Here is a 17620-nt window from a genome sequence, read left to right as displayed (position 1 = left end):
GCGTTCGGGCAGGTTCGCCTTCGCCATGCAACAGCCGTGCACGTCTGGCTCGGGCCCTTGCGCCATGGGCCATGGCAAGCGGCACAGTGCTTGCGTCGCAGCTGGAAACCTCGGGTTTTCCGGGGCATTTCCCCCACATCGGGGGCCACGACGGGGAGGCAGCCGACATGCGTGGAATCATCCTGGTGTTGGTCTGGTTGGCGGCAGGTGCTGCCCAGGCCGACATGTACATCGCCATCGATGCCAAGGGCGGCTATGTGCTGTCCAACGTGCATCGACCAGGGCGGCACTATGAAAAGATCATCAGCGAACCCCAGGCCCACCCTGGGCCTGTCGATGCGCAACTGATCACCGGGCGCCCCTATGCTGACCTGGTGGCCGCCGCCGCGCGTACCCATGGCGTGCCCCAAGCGCTGCTGCATGCGCTGATCAAGGCCGAGTCCGGCTACAACCCCAAGGCGCGCTCGCCCCAGGGCGCGGCTGGGCTCATGCAACTGATGCCCGGCACGGCGAAGGAAATGGGCGTCAAGGATGTGCTCGACCCCGCGGCCAACCTGCAAGGCGGTGCGCGTTACCTCAAGCGCATGCTCACGTTGTTCGACAACGACATAACGCTGGCCGTGGCCGCCTACAATGCCGGCCCGGAAGCTGTGCTCAGCCGGGGGCGGGTGGTGCCGCCGTTCGCCGAGACGCAGAAGTACGTGCCCAATGTACTGCGTGACTACCGCCGCTTGCAGGGGCTGGCCGAGGATGCGCCGCTCTACAGCGGGTGGTGAAGGCGAGGCGTGTGGCTTTTTGCCAGGAACCTGTTCGGTGAGCAGCGGGCGAACCCCCAACTCTGGGCTATAACCTTCAGAAGGTGCCCCAGCCGTTGGAGTCCGTCATGGACCTCGCCCCACGTTCCGACACACTCGAAGTGCCCGCAAGTGGTGATGGCGGTACGGCCCATAAGCCGTTCGACCTGTTGCGCTGGTATGCCTGGGTCAGCCTGGCGATCATCGTCTCGGTGGCTGTGGGTTTGGGCCTGATTTCCAGCCGTTTCATCATCAATGAGAGCGTCGAACGCGATGCGCTGCTCTCCGCGCAGTTCATCCAAGCCATCGCCGACGCCGAAGTGCGCCACGTGTCCATCCCCAATGTGCGCACCATGGGCGAACTGCTCGATTCGCGCATGGACCTGGCCATGCCCGATGTCGACCCGGATGCACGGCGCCGCGCCCGTGGCGAGTTCCTTGACCATATCGCCCATTTGCCGGATGTGCTGCTGGCCAATATCTATGCGCCCGACCGTACGGTGATCTGGTCGAGCAACCCGGCGTTGATCGGCAAGATGATCGAGTCCGATGACGACCTTGAGCGTGCCTTCGAATACAAGATGCAGGTGTCGGCCAGCTACCACGATTTCGACGATGCACGCAGCGAGCAGAAATTCGTGACCCCACCCAAGCAGCTGTTCATCGAGAACTATATTCCGCTGTTCGACGCCGACGGCCAGCGGGTCGCGGCCATGGTCGAGATCTACAAGGAACCCCATGACCTGATCGTGCGCATCGAACACGGCCTGCTGCTGATCTGGCTGGCCATCGCCATCGGGGCGAGCCTGGTCTACCTGGGCCTGTACGGCATCATGCGGCGTGCCGCCCGAGTGATGGCGGTGCAGCAGAAGCGGCTGATCAGCAACGAGACCTTCGTGGCGCTGGGGGAGATGTCCTCGGCGGTCGCTCACAGCCTGCGCAACCCGCTGGCCAGCATCCGTTCCAGCGCCGAACTGGCCCAGGCGTTCGACGAAGGGCCGGCGCAGAAGAACATCAACGACATCATCAGCCAGGTCGATCGAATGTCCCAGTGGGTGCGCCAACTGCTGCAATCGCTGCGCCCGCTCAACGACGATGCGGTCCCCGTGGACCTGTCGCAAACGCTCCAGGACAGCTTGCAGGCCTTCGCCGTGCCGCTGGGGCGCAATGGTGTGAGCCTGGATCTCAAGCCCTTGCCGCCGCTCCAGGTGCTCGGGCATCCGGTGTTGCTGGGGCAGATCTTCAACAGCCTGATCGCCAATGCCCTGGAGTCGATGGAGCAAGGCGGCCAGTTGCGAGTGGAGGTGGTACGCCAGGACCGTCGCAGCCTGACCTTGCGGGTTTCGGACACCGGCAGAGGCATGAGCGAACAACAGCAGCGCATGGCCTTCCGGCCTTTCTTCACCACCAAGCAAGGTGGGCTTGGGGTTGGGCTGGTGTTGGTCAAGCGGATCATGGAGCGCTTCGGTGGCTCGGTCCGGCTGAGCAGCCGGGAGGGCGTGGGTACGAACGTTTCCTTGAGCTTTCGGCTGATCAAGAGTTAAAGCAAAGCGGCATTTAGTTTATATAACCAATTGTTTTTTAATGTGTTTTGTTTTTTGGGTGAAGAATACCCAATTGTGGGTCACCGACCTCGAGTCAGGGTTATAAATATTTCATAACCTACTGTTTTATATGAATATTTAGTTTTCGAACTGGATTGGCCGATTTCTTGCTGAGCCCTTTGGCGACAGACGGCGGCGGCAGCGCAATAGGCAAAGTGCTATCACCTTGCTACGGGCGGTAGCGACGCCGTTGATGAAGACCTCAGAGCGGGAACCCCACCATGCAGACGCTGGATCATGATGTTCCCGACAAGACGGCGCCTGGCTCGAGCGGGTTGGCCGCGCCGCTGCGTGAATTCAACTTGCTACGTTGGTTTTCGGTGATCAGTCTGCTGGTGATCGCCGCCGTGGCCGGTGGGCTGGGTTACTTCTCCACCCGCTTCGTGGTGCGCGACAGCGTCGAGCGCGACGCGATGCTCACTGCCCAGTTCATCCAGGCCATGGCCCAGGCCGAGGTCCGTCATTCGCAATTGCCGCCCGGCACCACCATGGGTGAGTTGCTCGACCCGCGGCTGGACGCGCAGCACTTGCAGATCGCGCCGGCGCTGGTCAAGTCGACCCGGGTGGAATTCCTCGACCATGTCGAGCACCTGCCTGATACGTTGCTGGCCAATGTCTATGCCCACGATCGCACGATCGTCTGGTCGACCAACCCGGCATTGCTAGGCAAGCGCATCGCCGAGGACGACGACCTGGACCACGCCTTCCATTCGCGCAAACCGGTGTCGGCCAGCTACCACAAGGCCGACGAGGACCGCGAGGAGCAGAAGTTCCAGCGTGAGCCGCAGTACCTGTTCATCGAGAACTACATCCCGCTGTTCGACAGCCAGGGCGAGCAGGTGTTGTCGATGGTCGAGATCTACAAAGAGCCCCAGGACCTGGTCCGGCGTATCCAGCGCGGCTACGTGCTGATCTGGGTGTCGACCTTGCTGGGCGGGGCGCTGGTCTATTTTGGCCTGTTCTGGATCGTGCGCCGCGCCGCCGGCATGCTCCGCCACCAGCAGGACTGTCTGGTGGCCAGCGAGACCTATGTCGCCCTTGGCGAGATGTCCTCGGCGGTGGCTCACAGCCTGCGCAACCCGCTGGCCAATATCCGCTCCAGTGCCGAACTGGCCCAGGAAATCGCCAGCGAGCCGGCGCGCAAGAACATCGCCGACATCATCAGCCAGGTCGACCGCATGTCGCGCTGGGTGCGTGACCTGCTGGTGTCGCTGCGCCCGACCAGCGACGAGCCCGAGGCGGTGGACCTGGTAGCGGCAATCGAGGACACCCGGCTGGCGTTCCTGCAGCAGATCGAACGCAACGGCGTGCAGTTCAGCTTCGAAGGGCCCACCCAGCTTTGGGTGGCCAGCCAGCCGTTGCAGTTGACCCAGATCCTCAACAGCCTGTTCGCCAATGCCCTGGAGGCCATGCCCAAGGGCGGCCTGTTGTGCGCCGAGGTCAGCAACCTGGAGGGTCAGCAGGTGAAGCTGGTGCTCAGCGATACCGGCAAAGGCATGAGCCAGCAACAGGAGCGAATGGTCTTCAAGCCGTTCTTCACCACCAAGCAGGGCGGCCTCGGTGTTGGCCTGGCCCTGGTCAAGCGCATCATGGAACGCTTTGGCGGCTCGGTCAGCTTGAGCAGCCGCGAAGAGGAAGGAACCCGCGTCAGCCTTGTTTTCAATATCGCAGCGGGAGGGGACCATGGGGCCCAGCATTCTGGTGGTCGAGGATGACGAGATCCTCGCTGACAACATACGCACATACTTGGGCCTGAAGGGCTTCGAGGTCACGGTCTGCCATAGCGCCGAGCAGGCATTGGAGCAGATTCGGCAGGGCCTGCCCGACGCAGTGCTGACCGACAACTCATTGCCGGGCATGAGCGGCCACGACTTGCTGCGCAATCTGGTGGCCCAGGCGCCGGACCTGAAAGTGATCATGATGACCGGCTACGGCAACGTGGAAGATGCCGTGCTGGCGATGAAGGAGGGCGCCTTCCACTACCTGACCAAGCCGGTGGTGCTCGCTGAGCTCAAGCTGATGCTGGACAAGGCGTTGGCCGCCGAGCGGATGGAGCGTACCTTGTCGTTCTACCAGGAGCGCGAGGCGCAGAAATCCGGGTTGCAGGCTTTGATCGGCGAATCGCCGGTGATGCAGAGCCTCAAGCACACCCTGCGCCAGTTGCTCGATGCCGAGCGGCGCATGGCCAGCGACGACCTGCCGCCGGTGCTGGTCGAAGGCGAGACAGGCACTGGCAAGGAACTGGTGGCCCGTGCGCTGCATTTCGATGGCGCGCGCAGCAAGGGCCCGTTCATTGAGTTCAACTGCGCTTCGATCCCGGCCAACCTCCTGGAGGCCGAACTGTTCGGCCATGAGAAAGGCGCGTTCACCGACGCCAAGGAACGCCGGGTGGGCCTGGTCGAGGCGGCCGACGGCGGTACGTTGTTCCTCGATGAGATCGGCGAGATGGACCTGGTGCTTCAGGCCAAATTGCTCAAGCTCCTCGAAGACCGTAGCATTCGGCGCATTGGTGCGGTGAAGGAGCGCAAGGTCGACCTACGGGTGATCAGTGCCACCAACTGTAACCTCGAGCAGATGGTGCAGCAGGGCAAGTTCCGTCGCGACCTGTTCTTCCGCTTGCGCATCATTGCCCTGAAGGTGCCGCGGTTGTATGCCCGAGGGCAGGACATCCTACTGCTGGCCCGGCACTTCCTGGCCCATCACGGCCGCCGCTATGGCAAGCCCAACCTGCGCTTCAGTGCCGAGGCCGAGGCCTTGATGCTCGCCTACAGCTGGCCGGGCAACGTGCGCGAGCTGCGCAACATGCTCGAGCAAACCGTGCTGCTGGCGCCCAGCGACGTGATCGCCGCCCACCAGCTGAACCTGTGCATGACGCTTGTCGATGAACCCATGGCCCAGCCGATGCCCGCAGCATTCGAGCTGCCGCGCCAGGAGCCGGAGCCTGGCACCAGCCTGCCGGACATGGAGCGCGACCTGGTGTGCAAGACCCTGGATCGGACCGATTGGAACGTCACCAAGTCGGCGCGCCTGCTGGGGTTATCGCGGGACATGCTGCGTTATCGGATCGAGAAGCTGGGGTTGACCCGGCCCGACAAGCGTCAGTGGTGAGGCTTGGCACGTGATATAGACGCCGCAAAACCAGCAGTTTTGCGTTGTTCCGTGCGCACGCCTCAGGGCTGGCCGCTATCGCCACCGCGCGTCCCGCTGCCATCGCCATGCCCGCGCATCCCTTCCGACCCGCCACCATCCATCCCGGGCAGGTCGCGATTGTCGTTCTGTTCGGCGGGCGGGCTGTCCGGGTCATTGCCCTGGATCCGCGGGTCGGTGTCGCGCGGCATGGGCTTTTCGATCGGGTTGAGCGTGCTGTCGGCGCCGGGCTGGGGCGCGGGGCTGTGCGGGTCGTCCGGGTGGGTCGGCCCAGTGCCCGCCGCCAGGGCCAGGGGAGAGGCCAGCAGGGCGGCGAGCAGGCAGGTGTGGTGCAGTTTCATGTGGGGCTCCTTGCAAATGACCTGTACCGGTTTGGGCTACAGGCCTGCAGCAAGGTGCCATCACCACGATGAACGGTCAGACCACCGTCGAAAGCAGCATGATGAAGATGATGCCCACCACCGAAAGGATGGTTTCCATCATGCTCCAGGTCTTGAACGTTTCGGCCACGGTCATGTTGAAGTACTGCTTGACCAGCCAGAAACCCGCGTCGTTGACGTGGGACAGGATCAACGACCCCGCGCCGGTGGCGAGCACCAGCAGTTCGCGGTTCACGCCGGGAACCAGGTCCACCACCGGAGCGACGATGCCGGCGCCGGTGATGGTCGCCACGGTGGCCGAACCGGTGGCGATACGGATCACCGCCGCCACCAGCCATGCCAGGAGGATCGGCGAGATCTCGGCCTGTACCGCCATCTGCCCGATCACGTTGCCGACACCGGTGTCCACCAGCATCTGCTTGAAGCCGCCGCCGGCACCGACGATCAGTACGATGGCGGCGGTGGGCGCCAAGCTCTGGTCGAGCATCTTCATGATCTGCTGGCGCGAGAAGCCGCGGGCAGAACCGAAGGTGTAGAACGCCAGCAGCAGGGCAGCGAGCAGGGCAGTGATCGGGTGGCCGATCAGGTCCATCCACTGGCGCACGATATGTTCGGCCGGCAGTACCACATCGGCAAAGGTCTTGAGCAACATCAGCGCCACCGGCAACAGCACGGTGAGTAGGGTGATGCCGAAGCTTGGCAGGTTCTTCTGGTCGGTTTCCCGGGCGATCTGGTCCATCAGTTCCTGGGACGGGTTGCCGGGGATGTAGCGAGAGATGAAATTACCGAACAGCGGGCCGGCGATCACGGCGGTCGGCAGCGCGACCAGCAGGCCGTAGAAGATGGTCTTGCCGATATCGGCATGGAAAATACCGATCGCCAACAGCGGGCCCGGGTGCGGCGGTACCAGGCCATGGACCACGGACAGGCCGGCCAGCAGCGGGATGCCGATCTTCACCAGGGACACCCCGGAGCGGCGGGCGACGATGAACACCAGCGGGATGAGCAGCACGAAGCCGATCTCGAAGAACAGCGGGATCCCCACCAGGAAGGCGGCGAACATCATGGCCCAGTGCACCTTCTGCTTGCCGAAGGCGCGAATCAGTGTCTGGGCGATCTGGTCGGCACCGCCGGAATCGGCCATCAGCTTGCCGAGCATGGTGCCCAGCGCCAGGACGATGCCGACGAAGCCGAGCACGCCGCCGAAGCCGTCCTGGAACGACTTCATGACCTTGGCCACCGGCATGCCGGAGGTCAGGCCGAGAAAGCCCGCGGCCAGGGTCAGGGCGACGAAGGGGTGGACCTTGAAATGGGTGATCAGCAGGATGAGCCCGACGATGGTCACCAGGGCGTCGAGCAGCAGGAAGGTATCAGTAGCCAGTCCGAACATGGTTGAAGTGCCTCGATCTTATCGTTGTTTTGGCGGAACGTTCGACACGCTCAGGTGTCGAGACAGCGCTGTCTTTGGTGAGCCGGAAAAACCGCCGGCATCAGGCAGTTCGCGCCAGTCTCCGGTCACCGCAGGGCTTTAGCCAGGTGTCTACGGCTTGGGCCAGGGTCTCGATCGGCTGGGTGGCGTCCAGCGTCAGGGTCAGCGGTTCGCCATGGGGCGGCTCGAGGGCGGCGAACTGGCTGTCGATCAGGCTGGCCGGCATGAAGTGGCCAGGGCGGGCGAGCACGCGTTTTTCGGCTTCGGCCGGGGTCAGCTCGAGGAATACGAAACCAAGACCCGGCACGGCCTGACGTAGGGTTTCGCGGTAGCGGCGCTTGAGCGCCGAGCAGGTGAGGATGGGGCGTTCGCCGGCCTGGAGCGTGGCTTGCAATTCCTGGCCCAGGCGCACCAGCCAGCCAGCACGGTCATCGTCGTCCAGGGGAATGCCGGCGCTCATCTTGCGAATGTTCTCGGCAGGGTGAAAGGCATCGCCTTCGATCAGGCGACCGCCGCTGGTGCTGGCAATGGCCGAACCGATGCAGCTCTTGCCGCAGCCAGCCACACCCATCACCACTATTGCAGACAGGGGAGAGTTCATCAGTACCTCCTGCGGGGTAAGATAGCGCTGTCTCGCTGACGACGAAACGAGGTTGCAAGCGCCACCCTCCCGGGTGTTATTGGTCTTGTCTTCACGCAGTATGGACGCTGGGCACATAGCCGCTAAAGTTTTACGTTGCCTGTGTCCTGAGACAGCGCTACCTTAGTGGCCGTTCCCCTTTCTGGCAAGTAGTAAAATTACAACTCCCATGTCCCGCACAGGCTCGCGTACCACCGGTCGCCCCACTCTGGCAGAAGTCGCCAGGCTCTCCGGCGTTTCCCCCATCACCGCGTCGCGCGCCTTGCGCGGCGTCAGTACCGTCGCCCCGGAGCTGGTCGAGAAAGTCATGCTCGCCGCTGCCAGCCTTGGCTATGTGGCCAACCCGGCTGCGCGAGCACTGGCGTCGGCGCGCAGCCAATCGGTGGTGGTGCTGATCCCATCGCTGTCCAACCAGCTGTTCATCGATACCCTCGAAGCGATCCACGAGGTGATGCGCCCGCGCGGGCTGGAAGTGCTGATCGGCAACTATCACTACGACATTGCCGAAGAAGAAAACCTTATCCGCAACTACCTGGCCTATCAGCCCTGCGGCATGTTGCTCACCGGCTTCGAGCGCAGCGACGCCGCGCGGCAGATGCTGATGGCCAGCGGTGTGCCCTGCGTGCACATGATGGAGCTGGGCGGCGAGGCGGGCCAGCTGTCGGTGGGGTTCTCCCAGCAGCAGGCCGGGCGTGCAGCGGCACGCCACTTGATCGAGCGAGGCCGGCGGCGCCTGGCGTTCATCGCCGCCCAGCTCGACCCGCGGGTGATGCAGCGCGCCGAGGGCTTTCGCCAGGCCCTGGCCGAAGCCGGCCTGCACGCGCCGGAGCTGGAGCTGCTGGCGCCGCAGCCCTCATCCATCGCCCTTGGCAGCGAGCTATTCAGCCGCTTGCTTGCGCAGTCGCCGGACGTGGATGGCATCTTCTTCTGTAACGACGACCTCGCCCAGGGCGCGGTGCTGCAGGCGCTGCGCCAAGGGATTCAGGTGCCGCACCAGGTGGCGATGGTTGGCTTCAACGACCTGCCGGCCTCGGCACACATGGTGCCGCGCCTGACCTCGATCCGCACGCCGAGGGCCGCTGTCGGCCGTGGTGCGGCCCAGGCGTTGCTGGCCCTGCTCGACGGCAAGCGGGTGGCGACCGAGCAGCAGGACCTGGGGTTCGAGCTGATGGTTCGCGAAAGCACCTGAGGTTGGGCAGGCCGAGGGATCACGCCGACCTATCGAGCCTGGCGAGACTTTCCCGCAACTCCTGCAGCAGGATTTCCAGGCTGGCTTCCAGGCGGTGCAACGCGGCCCCGCTTGGCTGGCCTTGGGCGATGGCGTGCTCGACCGCTTCGCAGTCACCTACCACGCCACGGACCTTGAGCATCTTGGCACCCCCTTTGATACGGTGGGCCAGGGCGCGGGTCGCTTCGTCTTCGGGCGTGTCGCCCAGGGCCCGCAGCGCGGCGAGGTCTTCGCTGGCGCTATGAGCAAGCTGATCCAGCAGGCGACGAATGAGTGTCTCGTCATCCTGGGTCAGGTGACGCAGCTCATTGAGGTTGAAGCCGGTGGTCGGGACGTCGACCGGGCTGGGTTCCTCAGGCGCTGGCGGTTCGGAGGTCGGCAACGGCTGCGGTCGCGCCTGGGGCAGGTGGGCCTTGAGTGCCTGCAGGCCGATGGGCTTGAACAAGCAATCGTCCATCCCGCTGGCCAGGCACCGGGCCTTTTCCTCGGCCTGGGCATTGGCCGTGATGCCAAGCAACCGGCAAGGCGGCAAATTGCGCTCACGTTCCAGGGCGCGGATCCGCCGGCTCAGCTCATGGCCATCCATCACGGGCATGCTGCAGTCGGTCAACACCACATCGAAGCTGCCGGCTTCCCATAGCGCCAAGGCTGCCGCACCGTGTTCGGCCAGGGTGACCCGATGTCCCAGGGTCGTCAACTGCTTGTCCAGCAGCAGGAGGTTGGCCGGATAGTCGTCGACCACCAGGATATTCAATGGTCTGCTCGCCTGTGATGGGGGGGCTTCGGGGTGTTCGTGCCGGGGCAGTGGCGTGGCAGGCGGCAGGGAAAGCTCCACTTCGATCCGGGTGCCCATGCCTTCCACGCTTTGCAGGTGCAACTGGCCACCCATGAGCTCGGCCAGGGTGCGGCTGATCACCAGCCCCAAGCCTGCGCCCTGGTGGGCCTGGGTCCCGTTTACCTGGGCGAAGGTATTGAATAGCCTCGCCTGGTTCTCAGGGCTTATGCCGATACCCGTGTCCTGTACGGCCAATGCCACGCGAACCGTTGCCCCGGACGTATCCGGCGCAAGCCTCAGGCTGACCTTCACGCTGCCGTGGTCGGTGAACTTGATGGCATTGCTGATCAGGTTGGAGAGAATCTGCTTCAGGCGCACCGGATCGGCTTGCAGCCAGGCCGGAGCCTGGGGCAGTTCGGCGTGCAGAAGCAGGCCTTTGATGCGGGCATTGCCCTCGAACACACGCAAGGTCGAGCGGACCAGCTCGACCAGGTCCGTGGGCGCCGGTTGCAGGGTCAGATGGCCGGACTCGATGCGCGAAATGTCGAGGATGTCGCCGATCAGCTCAAGCAGGCCTACCGCCGAGCCGTGTGCGGTTTGTAGCGCCTGTGTGTCGCTGCGGCCGTGACGGCTGTCTTCCAGCGCCAGTTCGAGCAGGCCTATCACGGCATTCATGGGCGTGCGGATTTCATGGCTCATGATCGCCAGGAAGGTGCTCTTGGCCTGGCTGGCCTGCTCGGCGTCGTCTTTGGCCTGGCGCAATTGCTCCAGCAAGCTCCGGCTCAGGGCCAGCTGGGCCTGCAGGGCACGTTCGGCCTCGGTGCGCTGGTGAATGAGCTTGCGCAGGTAGGTGTTCCAGAACACCACGCCGGCCAGCAGCAGGACGGCCAGCACGACGATTTGCAAGACCAGGGTGCGGTAATTGCGCCACGGGCTGTCGCTGACCACGGTGGTGGTGCGCCAGCGATTGACCACCTGATCCAGCTCCTCGGGCGGTATGCTCAACAGTGTCTTGTTCAGGATCGATTGCAACAGTGGCTGGTTGGGCGCCACCGCGAAGGCCGCCACCGCCGGTTCGTCACTCTGCAGGCCGGCGATGCGCAAGGTGTTCTTGAACACATGGGCGATGTAATAGCTGGCATTGATGTGCGAACTGAGCGCGACATCCGCCTCGCCATTGGCCACTGCTTCCATCAGTTCCAGGTGGGTGTCCACCTCGACCAGGCGTGCCCGAGGGTATTTCTGCCGCAGCGCCTCCCGCTGTGGGGCGCCGCGCAGCAGCGCGACCCGGCGCCCGTCCAAGGCGGTGGGGCCGCCGGCCCAGTAAGCATCGCTGCGGGTGACCAGGACCCTCGGGCTCACCAGATAAGGGCGGGTATAGCGCAGGCGTGCCGCCCGCTCGGGGCCATAGCCCAGGGCGCCGATCATCTCGGCTTTGCCCTCGGCCACCTGGTCGACCATTTCCTGGATCGAGTCGCGTTCGACGATTTCGAAGCGCAGGCCGGTCAACAGGCGGATCTGCTTGAGCAGGTCGATCGTGATACCGCTGGGGTGATGTGCGGCATCATTGAAGGTCAGGGGGGCGAGTGAACTGTTTACCAGTACGCGAATTTTCGGGGTTTGCTTGATCCAGTCCTGCTCTTCGGCAGTCAGGGCCCCAGTGTGGTTTTTCAATAGCAGGCTGGTGTTGCCAGTGCTCCAGCGGCGCAATATGTCCAGCCGTTCACTGTCACTGATCCTGGCGAGGGCGCTATCGACCAGTCGCTGCAGGCGAGGGTTGTCGCGAGCCAGGGCAAAGGCGAAGACATCCGTTGCCAGCGGGCTGAAATGGTCGATCTTCACCAGGCCCTGCAGACTCTTGCCAACCAGGTAGTCGGTGCTGATGGCATCGCCCAGGTAGGCATCCACCTCGCCCAGCGCCACGGCGGAGAGCCCAGCCAGGGTCGAGCGATACAGGCGTAGCTGCGCCTGGGGATACTGTTTGCGGACCTCCGACTCCGGCAGGTAGTGATCAACCATCGCCAGGCGCAAGCCGGCCAGGTCCTTGGCGTGCCGGGCGAGCATCCGGTCTTGCCGGCTGACGATCACCGGCAGGTCATCGGCATAAGGTTGGCTGAGCACCAATTGGGCATCGGCGGCCTCGAACGCATTCGAGCTGCCCAGCAGGTCGATACTGCCTGCGTGGAGTGCCTCGATGGCTGCCTGGCGATCGGGGAAGCGCCGGACTTCGATCGCCACACCCAACTGTTCGGCGATCAGGCCGGCATAGTCGGCGCTGATCCCTTCGTAATCGGTGAGGCTGGTGTTGATCTCGAACGGTGGGTAGTCCGGCTTCGAACTCCCAAGCACCAAGGCCTTGCGCCGCTCCAGCCATTGCCGATCGACCGGGTCCAACGGCAAGGGTGGTGCGACGCTCAGGGACCGGGCCAGCAAGTGGCGGGCCTCGCTGTCCGTGCTTGCCGCAGGCGAGGTGGCTACCAGGCATAAGCCCAATAGCAGAACGCCCAGTGCCCCTCTCATACAGAGTGCGTTCAAGCGACCTGGTTGCGTTTGGCCAGGTCAACCATCTCGACCAGCGACTCGGTCTTGAGCTTGTCCATGATACGACCCCGGTAGGTGCTGATGGTCTTGGCGCTGAGGTTCATGCATTCGCCGATGAATTTGTTGTTCTCCCCACGGCTGAGGCGACGCAGCACTTCCATTTCACGGTTCGAAAGGCTCCCTAGACGTTCGCACTCGCTCTCCAGCGAACTGCTGTTGACCGACATCTGTGGAAAGGTCGAGTAACCCTTGACCAGCGCCTTCAAGGCGAACACCAGGGCGTCGAGGTCCTCATCTTTATTGACGAAGGCGGCGATCCCGGCATCCAGGCAGCGACGTACATAAAGGTCGGCAGGTTGGCCGGTGAGCACCATGATCTTCGGTGCAGGCTCAAGCAATTGCAGTCGCTTGATCACTTCCATGCCGTCAAGGCCAGGTAGGCCGATGTCGAGGATCACCACGTCGGGGCGCAGTGCGCGGGCCTGCTGCACGGCATCGATACCGTCTCCTGATTCACCGATGACGCGAAAACGTTCGCGTTCGAGCAACATGCGTACCGCGAGTCGAACGGTTGGATGGTCGTCAACCATCAGAACGGCTGTCATTGGATAACTCCTGTAGGAATGTGGTCCGTTTCCTGAAATCCCGCAGGAATACCCTCTGGGACCTGCGCGGAGCGCGCAAGATACGTTTATTCGGGGGGCATAGTAATGGGAAGCGTAGGGTCGTTGAATAAACGAAGTGTGTTTGTTGAAAATTCCTACAAACGGCATGGCAATGGTACAGGCTGGACAGTCATCGTCAACCCGCGGTCCCTATCCGCCGGCCCGGGTGCATCGGCTATGGGGCTTGATGACGCGCTGGCCTGAGGCCGGGTTGTTCAGCAGGGCGGTGCCGACTCGAGGTGGCCGGGGGGCCAGTTGGCCACCGCAATTCGGGCAACGTCCCTGGAAATGCGCCTCGTCGCAGGCCCGGCAGAAGGTGCATTCGAAGGAACAGATCCTTGCGTCCGGGCTGTCGCCTGGCAGGTCGATGTCGCAGCATTCGCAGTTGGGGCGCAGTTCGAGCATCTGTGTAACCTCATATTGTTTTTTGTAGGAATGATCTTGGGCTTCAGCCCAAGGGTCGATAGAGGTGAGCGTGCCCGGCCCGGTACAAGGCCGACTCGGCGAATGGAGTGTCGCCCAGCACATGGCCCACCAAGATCAATGCCGTGCGCCGGAAGCCTTTGGCTGCCGTGAGCGCGACGATATCCTGCAAGGTCCCACGCACCCAGTCCTGGTCCGGCCAGGTGGCGCGGTGCACCACGGCAACCGGGCAATCCGGGCCGTAGTGGGGTAACAGCTCGGCGACGATACGTTCAAGGTGCTTGACACCCAGATGGATCGCCAGGGTGCTGCGGTGCCGGGCCAGGTCGGCCAGTTGCTCGCCCGCGGGCATGGGCGAGCTGTCCCCGTAGCGGGTGAGGATCACCGTCTGCGCCACTTGCGGCAAAGTCAGCTCGCAGCCGAGCAGGGCGGCGCTGGCGGCGGTGGCCGTGACGCCTGGGATGACCTGGTAGTCGATACCCAGCTCGCGCAGGTGGCGGATCTGCTCGCCGATCGCCCCGTAGAGGCTCGGGTCGCCACTGTGCACGCGGGCGACATCCTGGCCTTGTTCATGGGCGTTGCGCATGGCTGCGATGATCTGGTCGAGGTGCAGTTCGGCGCTGTTGATCACCGTATGGGCATTATGGCCCTGCAGGACGGCTGCGGGCACCAGTGAGCCGGCATAGATGATCACCGGGCACTGACGGATCAGGCGCTGGCCCTTGATCGTGATCAATTCCGGATCGCCGGGGCCGGCACCGATGAAGAAGACCGTCATGGGAAGTCCTTGCAGTAGGGCAATAAGGAGCAGCGATTATCGGCTGCACGCCAGGGCAACGGTAGCCCGGTCGCCTACCTGGCGTGGCACCAGCAACCGGGGCGTCCCTTGTTTTTGTGCGGCCAGCGCCAATGCTGCACTTTCGGCGACCCCCCAGCAGCCACTGTGGTTGAATGCGGCGGCAGAGCGATGGCTGAGCAATGGTTCGAAGGCGTGCAATTGTACGGACGGAAACAGCGTCAGGGCGAGCCCGAGGCGGCTGGCCAGTGCCTGCAACCCGGCTTCTTCGGCCTTGAGGTCGATGCTGGCGATGCCGCGCAATTGCGCCAGTTGCAGGCCATGGGCAGCCAGTGCGTCACGCAGGAGCCGCTCGAGGTGGTCGGCCGGGCAGCCTTTGCGACAGCCGAAGCCGGCGTAGAACGCCGGCAACACGGGAGGGCGAGTCATCAGGCCTGGCTGGAACGACGATAAAGCCAGGCGCTGAGCAGGCCGAGCGCGAGCCAGAAGGCCGCATTGGTCAACCAGGAGGCAAGCTTGAATTGGGTTTCCAGGGCCTCGGGGGCCAGGCTCTCATGGACGGTTGGCTGAGGGGCGCCTACCAGATGGGGGGCTGTAAGCAAGGCCACACCGAGCGCCTTGAACAGCCAATGCCGGGCGAACACTGCCAGCGCCAAGCCCACGGCGGTGGCAGCCGCCGTGCTGATCCACCAGACCTGGCGTTGGCCCAGGTCGGCCGCAACAGTGCCTGGCAGTTCCGGCGGCAGCCCGAGGGTGGGCGCCAGGCAGAACACCGCAAAGCCGGCCAGCCCCCACAAGGCTCCGGTGCCCAACGTGCGGGGTTCGCGCAAGCTGTACAGCGCGACAAGGACCAGGGCGAAGCCGACGGCCACCACCAGGTTGCTACCGGTCGTGGACCCCAGGCGTTGCCAGCCGTCCTCAGGGGCCCAGGCTTCGGCGTCGTGGGTGTGGGCGGCCACGCCATCGTCATGCGCGTGGTGCTCGGCGCTCGGGGCGTTGTTCTCGTAGGTTTCCGCCTGGAGAATCAGCGGCGTGACCCAGAGGCTCTGCAACAGCGTAAGCAGCAGGGCAGCGAGCAACCCGCTGAAGCCGGCGGTGCGGGCAATGCGCTTGATCATGCAGGCGTACTCAGTGGCAAGGGAAGGCGGCGCTGTGGCGGGTATCGTGGGCGGCGTTGTGCACGGCCTCGATGTGCGAGAAGCCGGCGAAGTAGACCAGGCACAGGCCCAGCAGGCTGGCGCCGATGGCGAGCAGCACGCGCTGGCTGAGGCTGACGGGAGTGGCGATGCTGTGTTTGGCACTGGTGACGGACATGACGCGTTCCTCTGCTTTTTTAGGGGCGACGGGCACGGGCGTCACGCCTGGGCAGGGTTTGCCCAGGGCACACGACAGCACCCGCCCACCGCGGGGTGTTCATTCGTCGTCAGGCCGGTCTCCGGGCTGGCGAGGAGGAGGCAGGCTCCCTGGACAGCGTCACCTTCCCATGCCATACGACGCGGCACAGTGGTCAAGACGCGCACTCGCTTACCGTTGCGGGGGCAGCACCGGCCTTGTCTGGCCCCTTGGGGCCTGCGACGCACCGGTTTCCCGTTTCACCCCCGAGGGGGCACCTGAACGCAAGGTGCAAGCAAAGCATGCGGCCGATGCTCCGTCAATTGGTGTCGAAGGCGCTGAGTCTGGAGGGGTTCCAGCGTTTGAGGGCTTGGGGCTGCTTTGCAGCCCATCGCAGGCTATCGCCAGCTCCCATCGAGAGTGCGCCGCCCCCACAAAATCCATTCTCTATGGAGATGGAGGGAATACTGCGCTGATGGTTGACCGCCTACCCACCACTGCGTAGCCTTGCCGCTTCGAGGTTCTGCGGCGTCGGCCGCAGCTAAGACGGGAACGCGGTCCAAGCCGCGGCTGCCCCCGCAACTGTAGGCACTGAACAGGATCGACACAGCCACTGCGCCCTGCGCGGGAAGGCGTCGCTCCACCGGCTCCGGCCGGTACGGTGCAAGCCAGGAGACCTGCCTCGTGACGTTTTCGACTTTCAACCGGGCGGGGTGATCCGGTGGCGAACGAGCCCGACCGACAAGGCCGAGGCTTTCGTCCTGCATGCCCGCGCCATCCTGCCAAGGGCATCGCGACATGAAAACACTGGCCAAGCTCCCCGTCACCATCGTCACCGGCTTCCTCGGCTCGGGCAAGACCACCTTGCTTCGGCACATGCTCGATAACGCCCAGGGCCGGCGTATCGCGGTCATCGTCAACGAGTTCGGCGAACTGGGCATCGATGGCGAAATTCTCAAGCAATGCAGCATCGGTTGCACCGAGGAGGAGGCCAGTGGCCGTGTCTACGAACTGGCCAACGGTTGCCTGTGCTGCACCGTGCAGGAGGAGTTCTTCCCGGTCATGCGTGAACTGGTGGCACGCCGCGGTGACCTGGACCACATTCTCATCGAAACCAGCGGCCTGGCCTTGCCCAAGCCACTGGTACAGGCCTTCCAGTGGCCGGAAATCCGCAACGCCTGCACCGTCGACGCCGTGATCACCGTGGTCGACAGCCCGGCCGTGGCCGCCGGCACCTTCGCGGCCTATCCCGATCAGGTGGATGCCCAGCGCAAGCTCGACCCCAACCTGGACCATGAGTCGCCCCTGCACGAGCTGTTCGCCGACCAGCTGGCCAGCGCCGACCTGGTGGTGCTCAACAAGGCTGACCTGATCGATGCTACAGGCCTGGCCAAGGTCCGTGCCGAGGTGCTGGAGGAGCTGCCGCCGGCGGTCAAGGTCATCGAGGCCAGCAGCGGCCGCCTGCCGCTTGAGGTGCTGCTTGGCGTGGGGGCCGAGGCCGAGGCGCACATCGACGGTCGCCGTACCCACCATGATGCCCATCACGACGGCGATGACCACGACGATCACGACCACGATGCCTTCGACTCCATTTCCATCGACCTGCCGGAGGCGGACGAGAGCCTGCTGCTCGACGCCCTGACCCAACTGGTGGTGGAGTTCGGCATCCTGCGCGCCAAGGGCTTCGCCGCCATCCCCGGCAAGCCCATGCGCTTGCTGATCCAGGGCGTCGGCACCCGCTTCGACAAGCACTTCGACCGTGCCTGGCGCGCTGACGAGCCACGCGTCACGCGCCTGGTGCTGATCGGCCAGGACCTGGACGCCGCGCAGCTGGAAGCGCGCCTGCGCCAGGCCCTGGGCGCCTGA

Annotated in this window: 16 protein-coding genes and 2 riboswitches; of the genes, 6 read left to right on the top strand and 10 right to left on the bottom strand. The window is 64.3% G+C overall.

The features are described from left to right. The first annotated feature begins 167 nt into the window (after positions 1-167). The 4 genes from K8374_RS13585 (at position 168) to K8374_RS13570 (ending at position 5506) form a co-directional block, all read left to right on the top strand. Entirely contained in the window at positions 168-776 is a 609-nt protein-coding gene (locus K8374_RS13585; protein ID WP_224455992.1) for a lytic transglycosylase domain-containing protein, read from the top strand. A 107-nt stretch (positions 777-883) separates the two neighbouring features. Further along, positions 884-2338, top strand: a complete 1455-nt coding sequence (locus tag K8374_RS13580) for a sensor histidine kinase (protein ID WP_224455991.1) — start codon at positions 884-886, stop codon at positions 2336-2338. A gap of 281 nt (positions 2339-2619) precedes the next feature. Continuing rightward, positions 2620-4113 carry a sensor histidine kinase gene (locus tag K8374_RS13575; protein WP_224455990.1) on the top strand — a complete coding sequence of 498 codons (1494 nt, stop codon included), beginning with the start codon at positions 2620-2622 and terminating at the stop codon, positions 4111-4113. Next, the gene (locus tag K8374_RS13570; protein WP_224455989.1) at positions 4082-5506 is read left to right on the top strand and encodes a sigma-54-dependent transcriptional regulator; all 1425 of its coding nucleotides are present in this window, start codon (positions 4082-4084) and stop codon (positions 5504-5506) included. The genes K8374_RS13575 and K8374_RS13570 overlap by 32 nt, the downstream gene beginning before the upstream one ends. Before the next feature lie 62 nt (positions 5507-5568). Here the strand turns inward: K8374_RS13570 and K8374_RS13565 are convergent, their stop codons facing one another. The 3 genes from K8374_RS13565 to K8374_RS13555 form a co-directional block, all read right to left on the bottom strand. Further along, entirely contained in the window at positions 5569-5886 is a 318-nt protein-coding gene (locus K8374_RS13565) for a hypothetical protein (RefSeq protein WP_224455988.1), read from the bottom strand. A 76-nt stretch (positions 5887-5962) separates the two neighbouring features. Continuing rightward, entirely contained in the window at positions 5963-7315 is a 1353-nt protein-coding gene (locus K8374_RS13560) for a GntP family permease (RefSeq protein ID WP_224455987.1), read from the bottom strand. Positions 7316-7415: 100 nt separating this feature from the next. After that, the gene (locus K8374_RS13555; RefSeq protein ID WP_224455986.1) at positions 7416-7955 is read right to left on the bottom strand and encodes a gluconokinase; all 540 of its coding nucleotides are present in this window, start codon (positions 7953-7955) and stop codon (positions 7416-7418) included. A 208-nt stretch (positions 7956-8163) separates the two neighbouring features. Between K8374_RS13555 and K8374_RS13550 the strand changes: the two genes are divergently transcribed. Next, positions 8164-9183 carry a LacI family DNA-binding transcriptional regulator gene (locus K8374_RS13550; protein WP_224455985.1) on the top strand — a complete coding sequence of 340 codons (1020 nt, stop codon included), beginning with the start codon at positions 8164-8166 and terminating at the stop codon, positions 9181-9183. Between the two features lie 19 nt (positions 9184-9202). On the opposite strand, the gene K8374_RS13545 is transcribed toward K8374_RS13550, so the two are convergent. The 7 genes from K8374_RS13545 to K8374_RS13515 all read right to left on the bottom strand — a co-directional run bounded on the left by K8374_RS13545 (position 9203) and on the right by K8374_RS13515 (position 15736). Then, the gene (locus K8374_RS13545) at positions 9203-12517 is read right to left on the bottom strand and encodes a transporter substrate-binding domain-containing protein (protein WP_224455984.1); all 3315 of its coding nucleotides are present in this window, start codon (positions 12515-12517) and stop codon (positions 9203-9205) included. A gap of 11 nt (positions 12518-12528) precedes the next feature. Continuing rightward, on the bottom strand, positions 12529-13143 hold the full coding sequence (locus tag K8374_RS13540; RefSeq protein ID WP_224455983.1) for a response regulator transcription factor: 615 nt from the start codon (positions 13141-13143) through the stop codon (positions 12529-12531). Positions 13144-13353: 210 nt separating this feature from the next. Then, positions 13354-13608, bottom strand: a complete 255-nt coding sequence (locus K8374_RS13535) for a DUF1272 domain-containing protein (protein ID WP_224455982.1) — start codon at positions 13606-13608, stop codon at positions 13354-13356. Positions 13609-13651: 43 nt separating this feature from the next. Further along, positions 13652-14404: a precorrin-4 C(11)-methyltransferase gene (cobM, locus tag K8374_RS13530; RefSeq protein ID WP_224455981.1), complete on the bottom strand. Its 753-nt coding sequence runs from the start codon at positions 14402-14404 to the stop codon at positions 13652-13654. A 36-nt stretch (positions 14405-14440) separates the two neighbouring features. Further along, positions 14441-14833 carry a cobalamin biosynthesis protein gene (locus K8374_RS13525; protein WP_224459323.1) on the bottom strand — a complete coding sequence of 131 codons (393 nt, stop codon included), beginning with the start codon at positions 14831-14833 and terminating at the stop codon, positions 14441-14443. 17 nt (positions 14834-14850) lie between these two features. Next, entirely contained in the window at positions 14851-15540 is a 690-nt protein-coding gene (locus K8374_RS13520; protein WP_224455980.1) for a CbtA family protein, read from the bottom strand. A gap of 10 nt (positions 15541-15550) precedes the next feature. Further along, entirely contained in the window at positions 15551-15736 is a 186-nt protein-coding gene (locus tag K8374_RS13515; RefSeq protein ID WP_084858074.1) for a CbtB domain-containing protein, read from the bottom strand. Between the two features lie 94 nt (positions 15737-15830). Beyond that, positions 15831-16051: riboswitch (cobalamin riboswitch) on the bottom strand. Positions 16052-16255: 204 nt separating this feature from the next. Further along, positions 16256-16454: riboswitch (cobalamin riboswitch) on the top strand. A 98-nt stretch (positions 16455-16552) separates the two neighbouring features. On the opposite strand from K8374_RS13515, the gene cobW reads away from it, so the two are divergent. Next, on the top strand, positions 16553-17620 hold the full coding sequence (gene cobW / locus K8374_RS13510; RefSeq protein ID WP_224455979.1) for a cobalamin biosynthesis protein CobW: 1068 nt from the start codon (positions 16553-16555) through the stop codon (positions 17618-17620).

The sequence above is a fragment of the Pseudomonas sp. p1(2021b) genome (assembly GCF_020151015.1).
Lineage (GTDB): Bacteria > Pseudomonadota > Gammaproteobacteria > Pseudomonadales > Pseudomonadaceae > Aquipseudomonas > Aquipseudomonas putida_K.
This window is presented reverse-complemented; position numbering and strand designations above follow the sequence as displayed.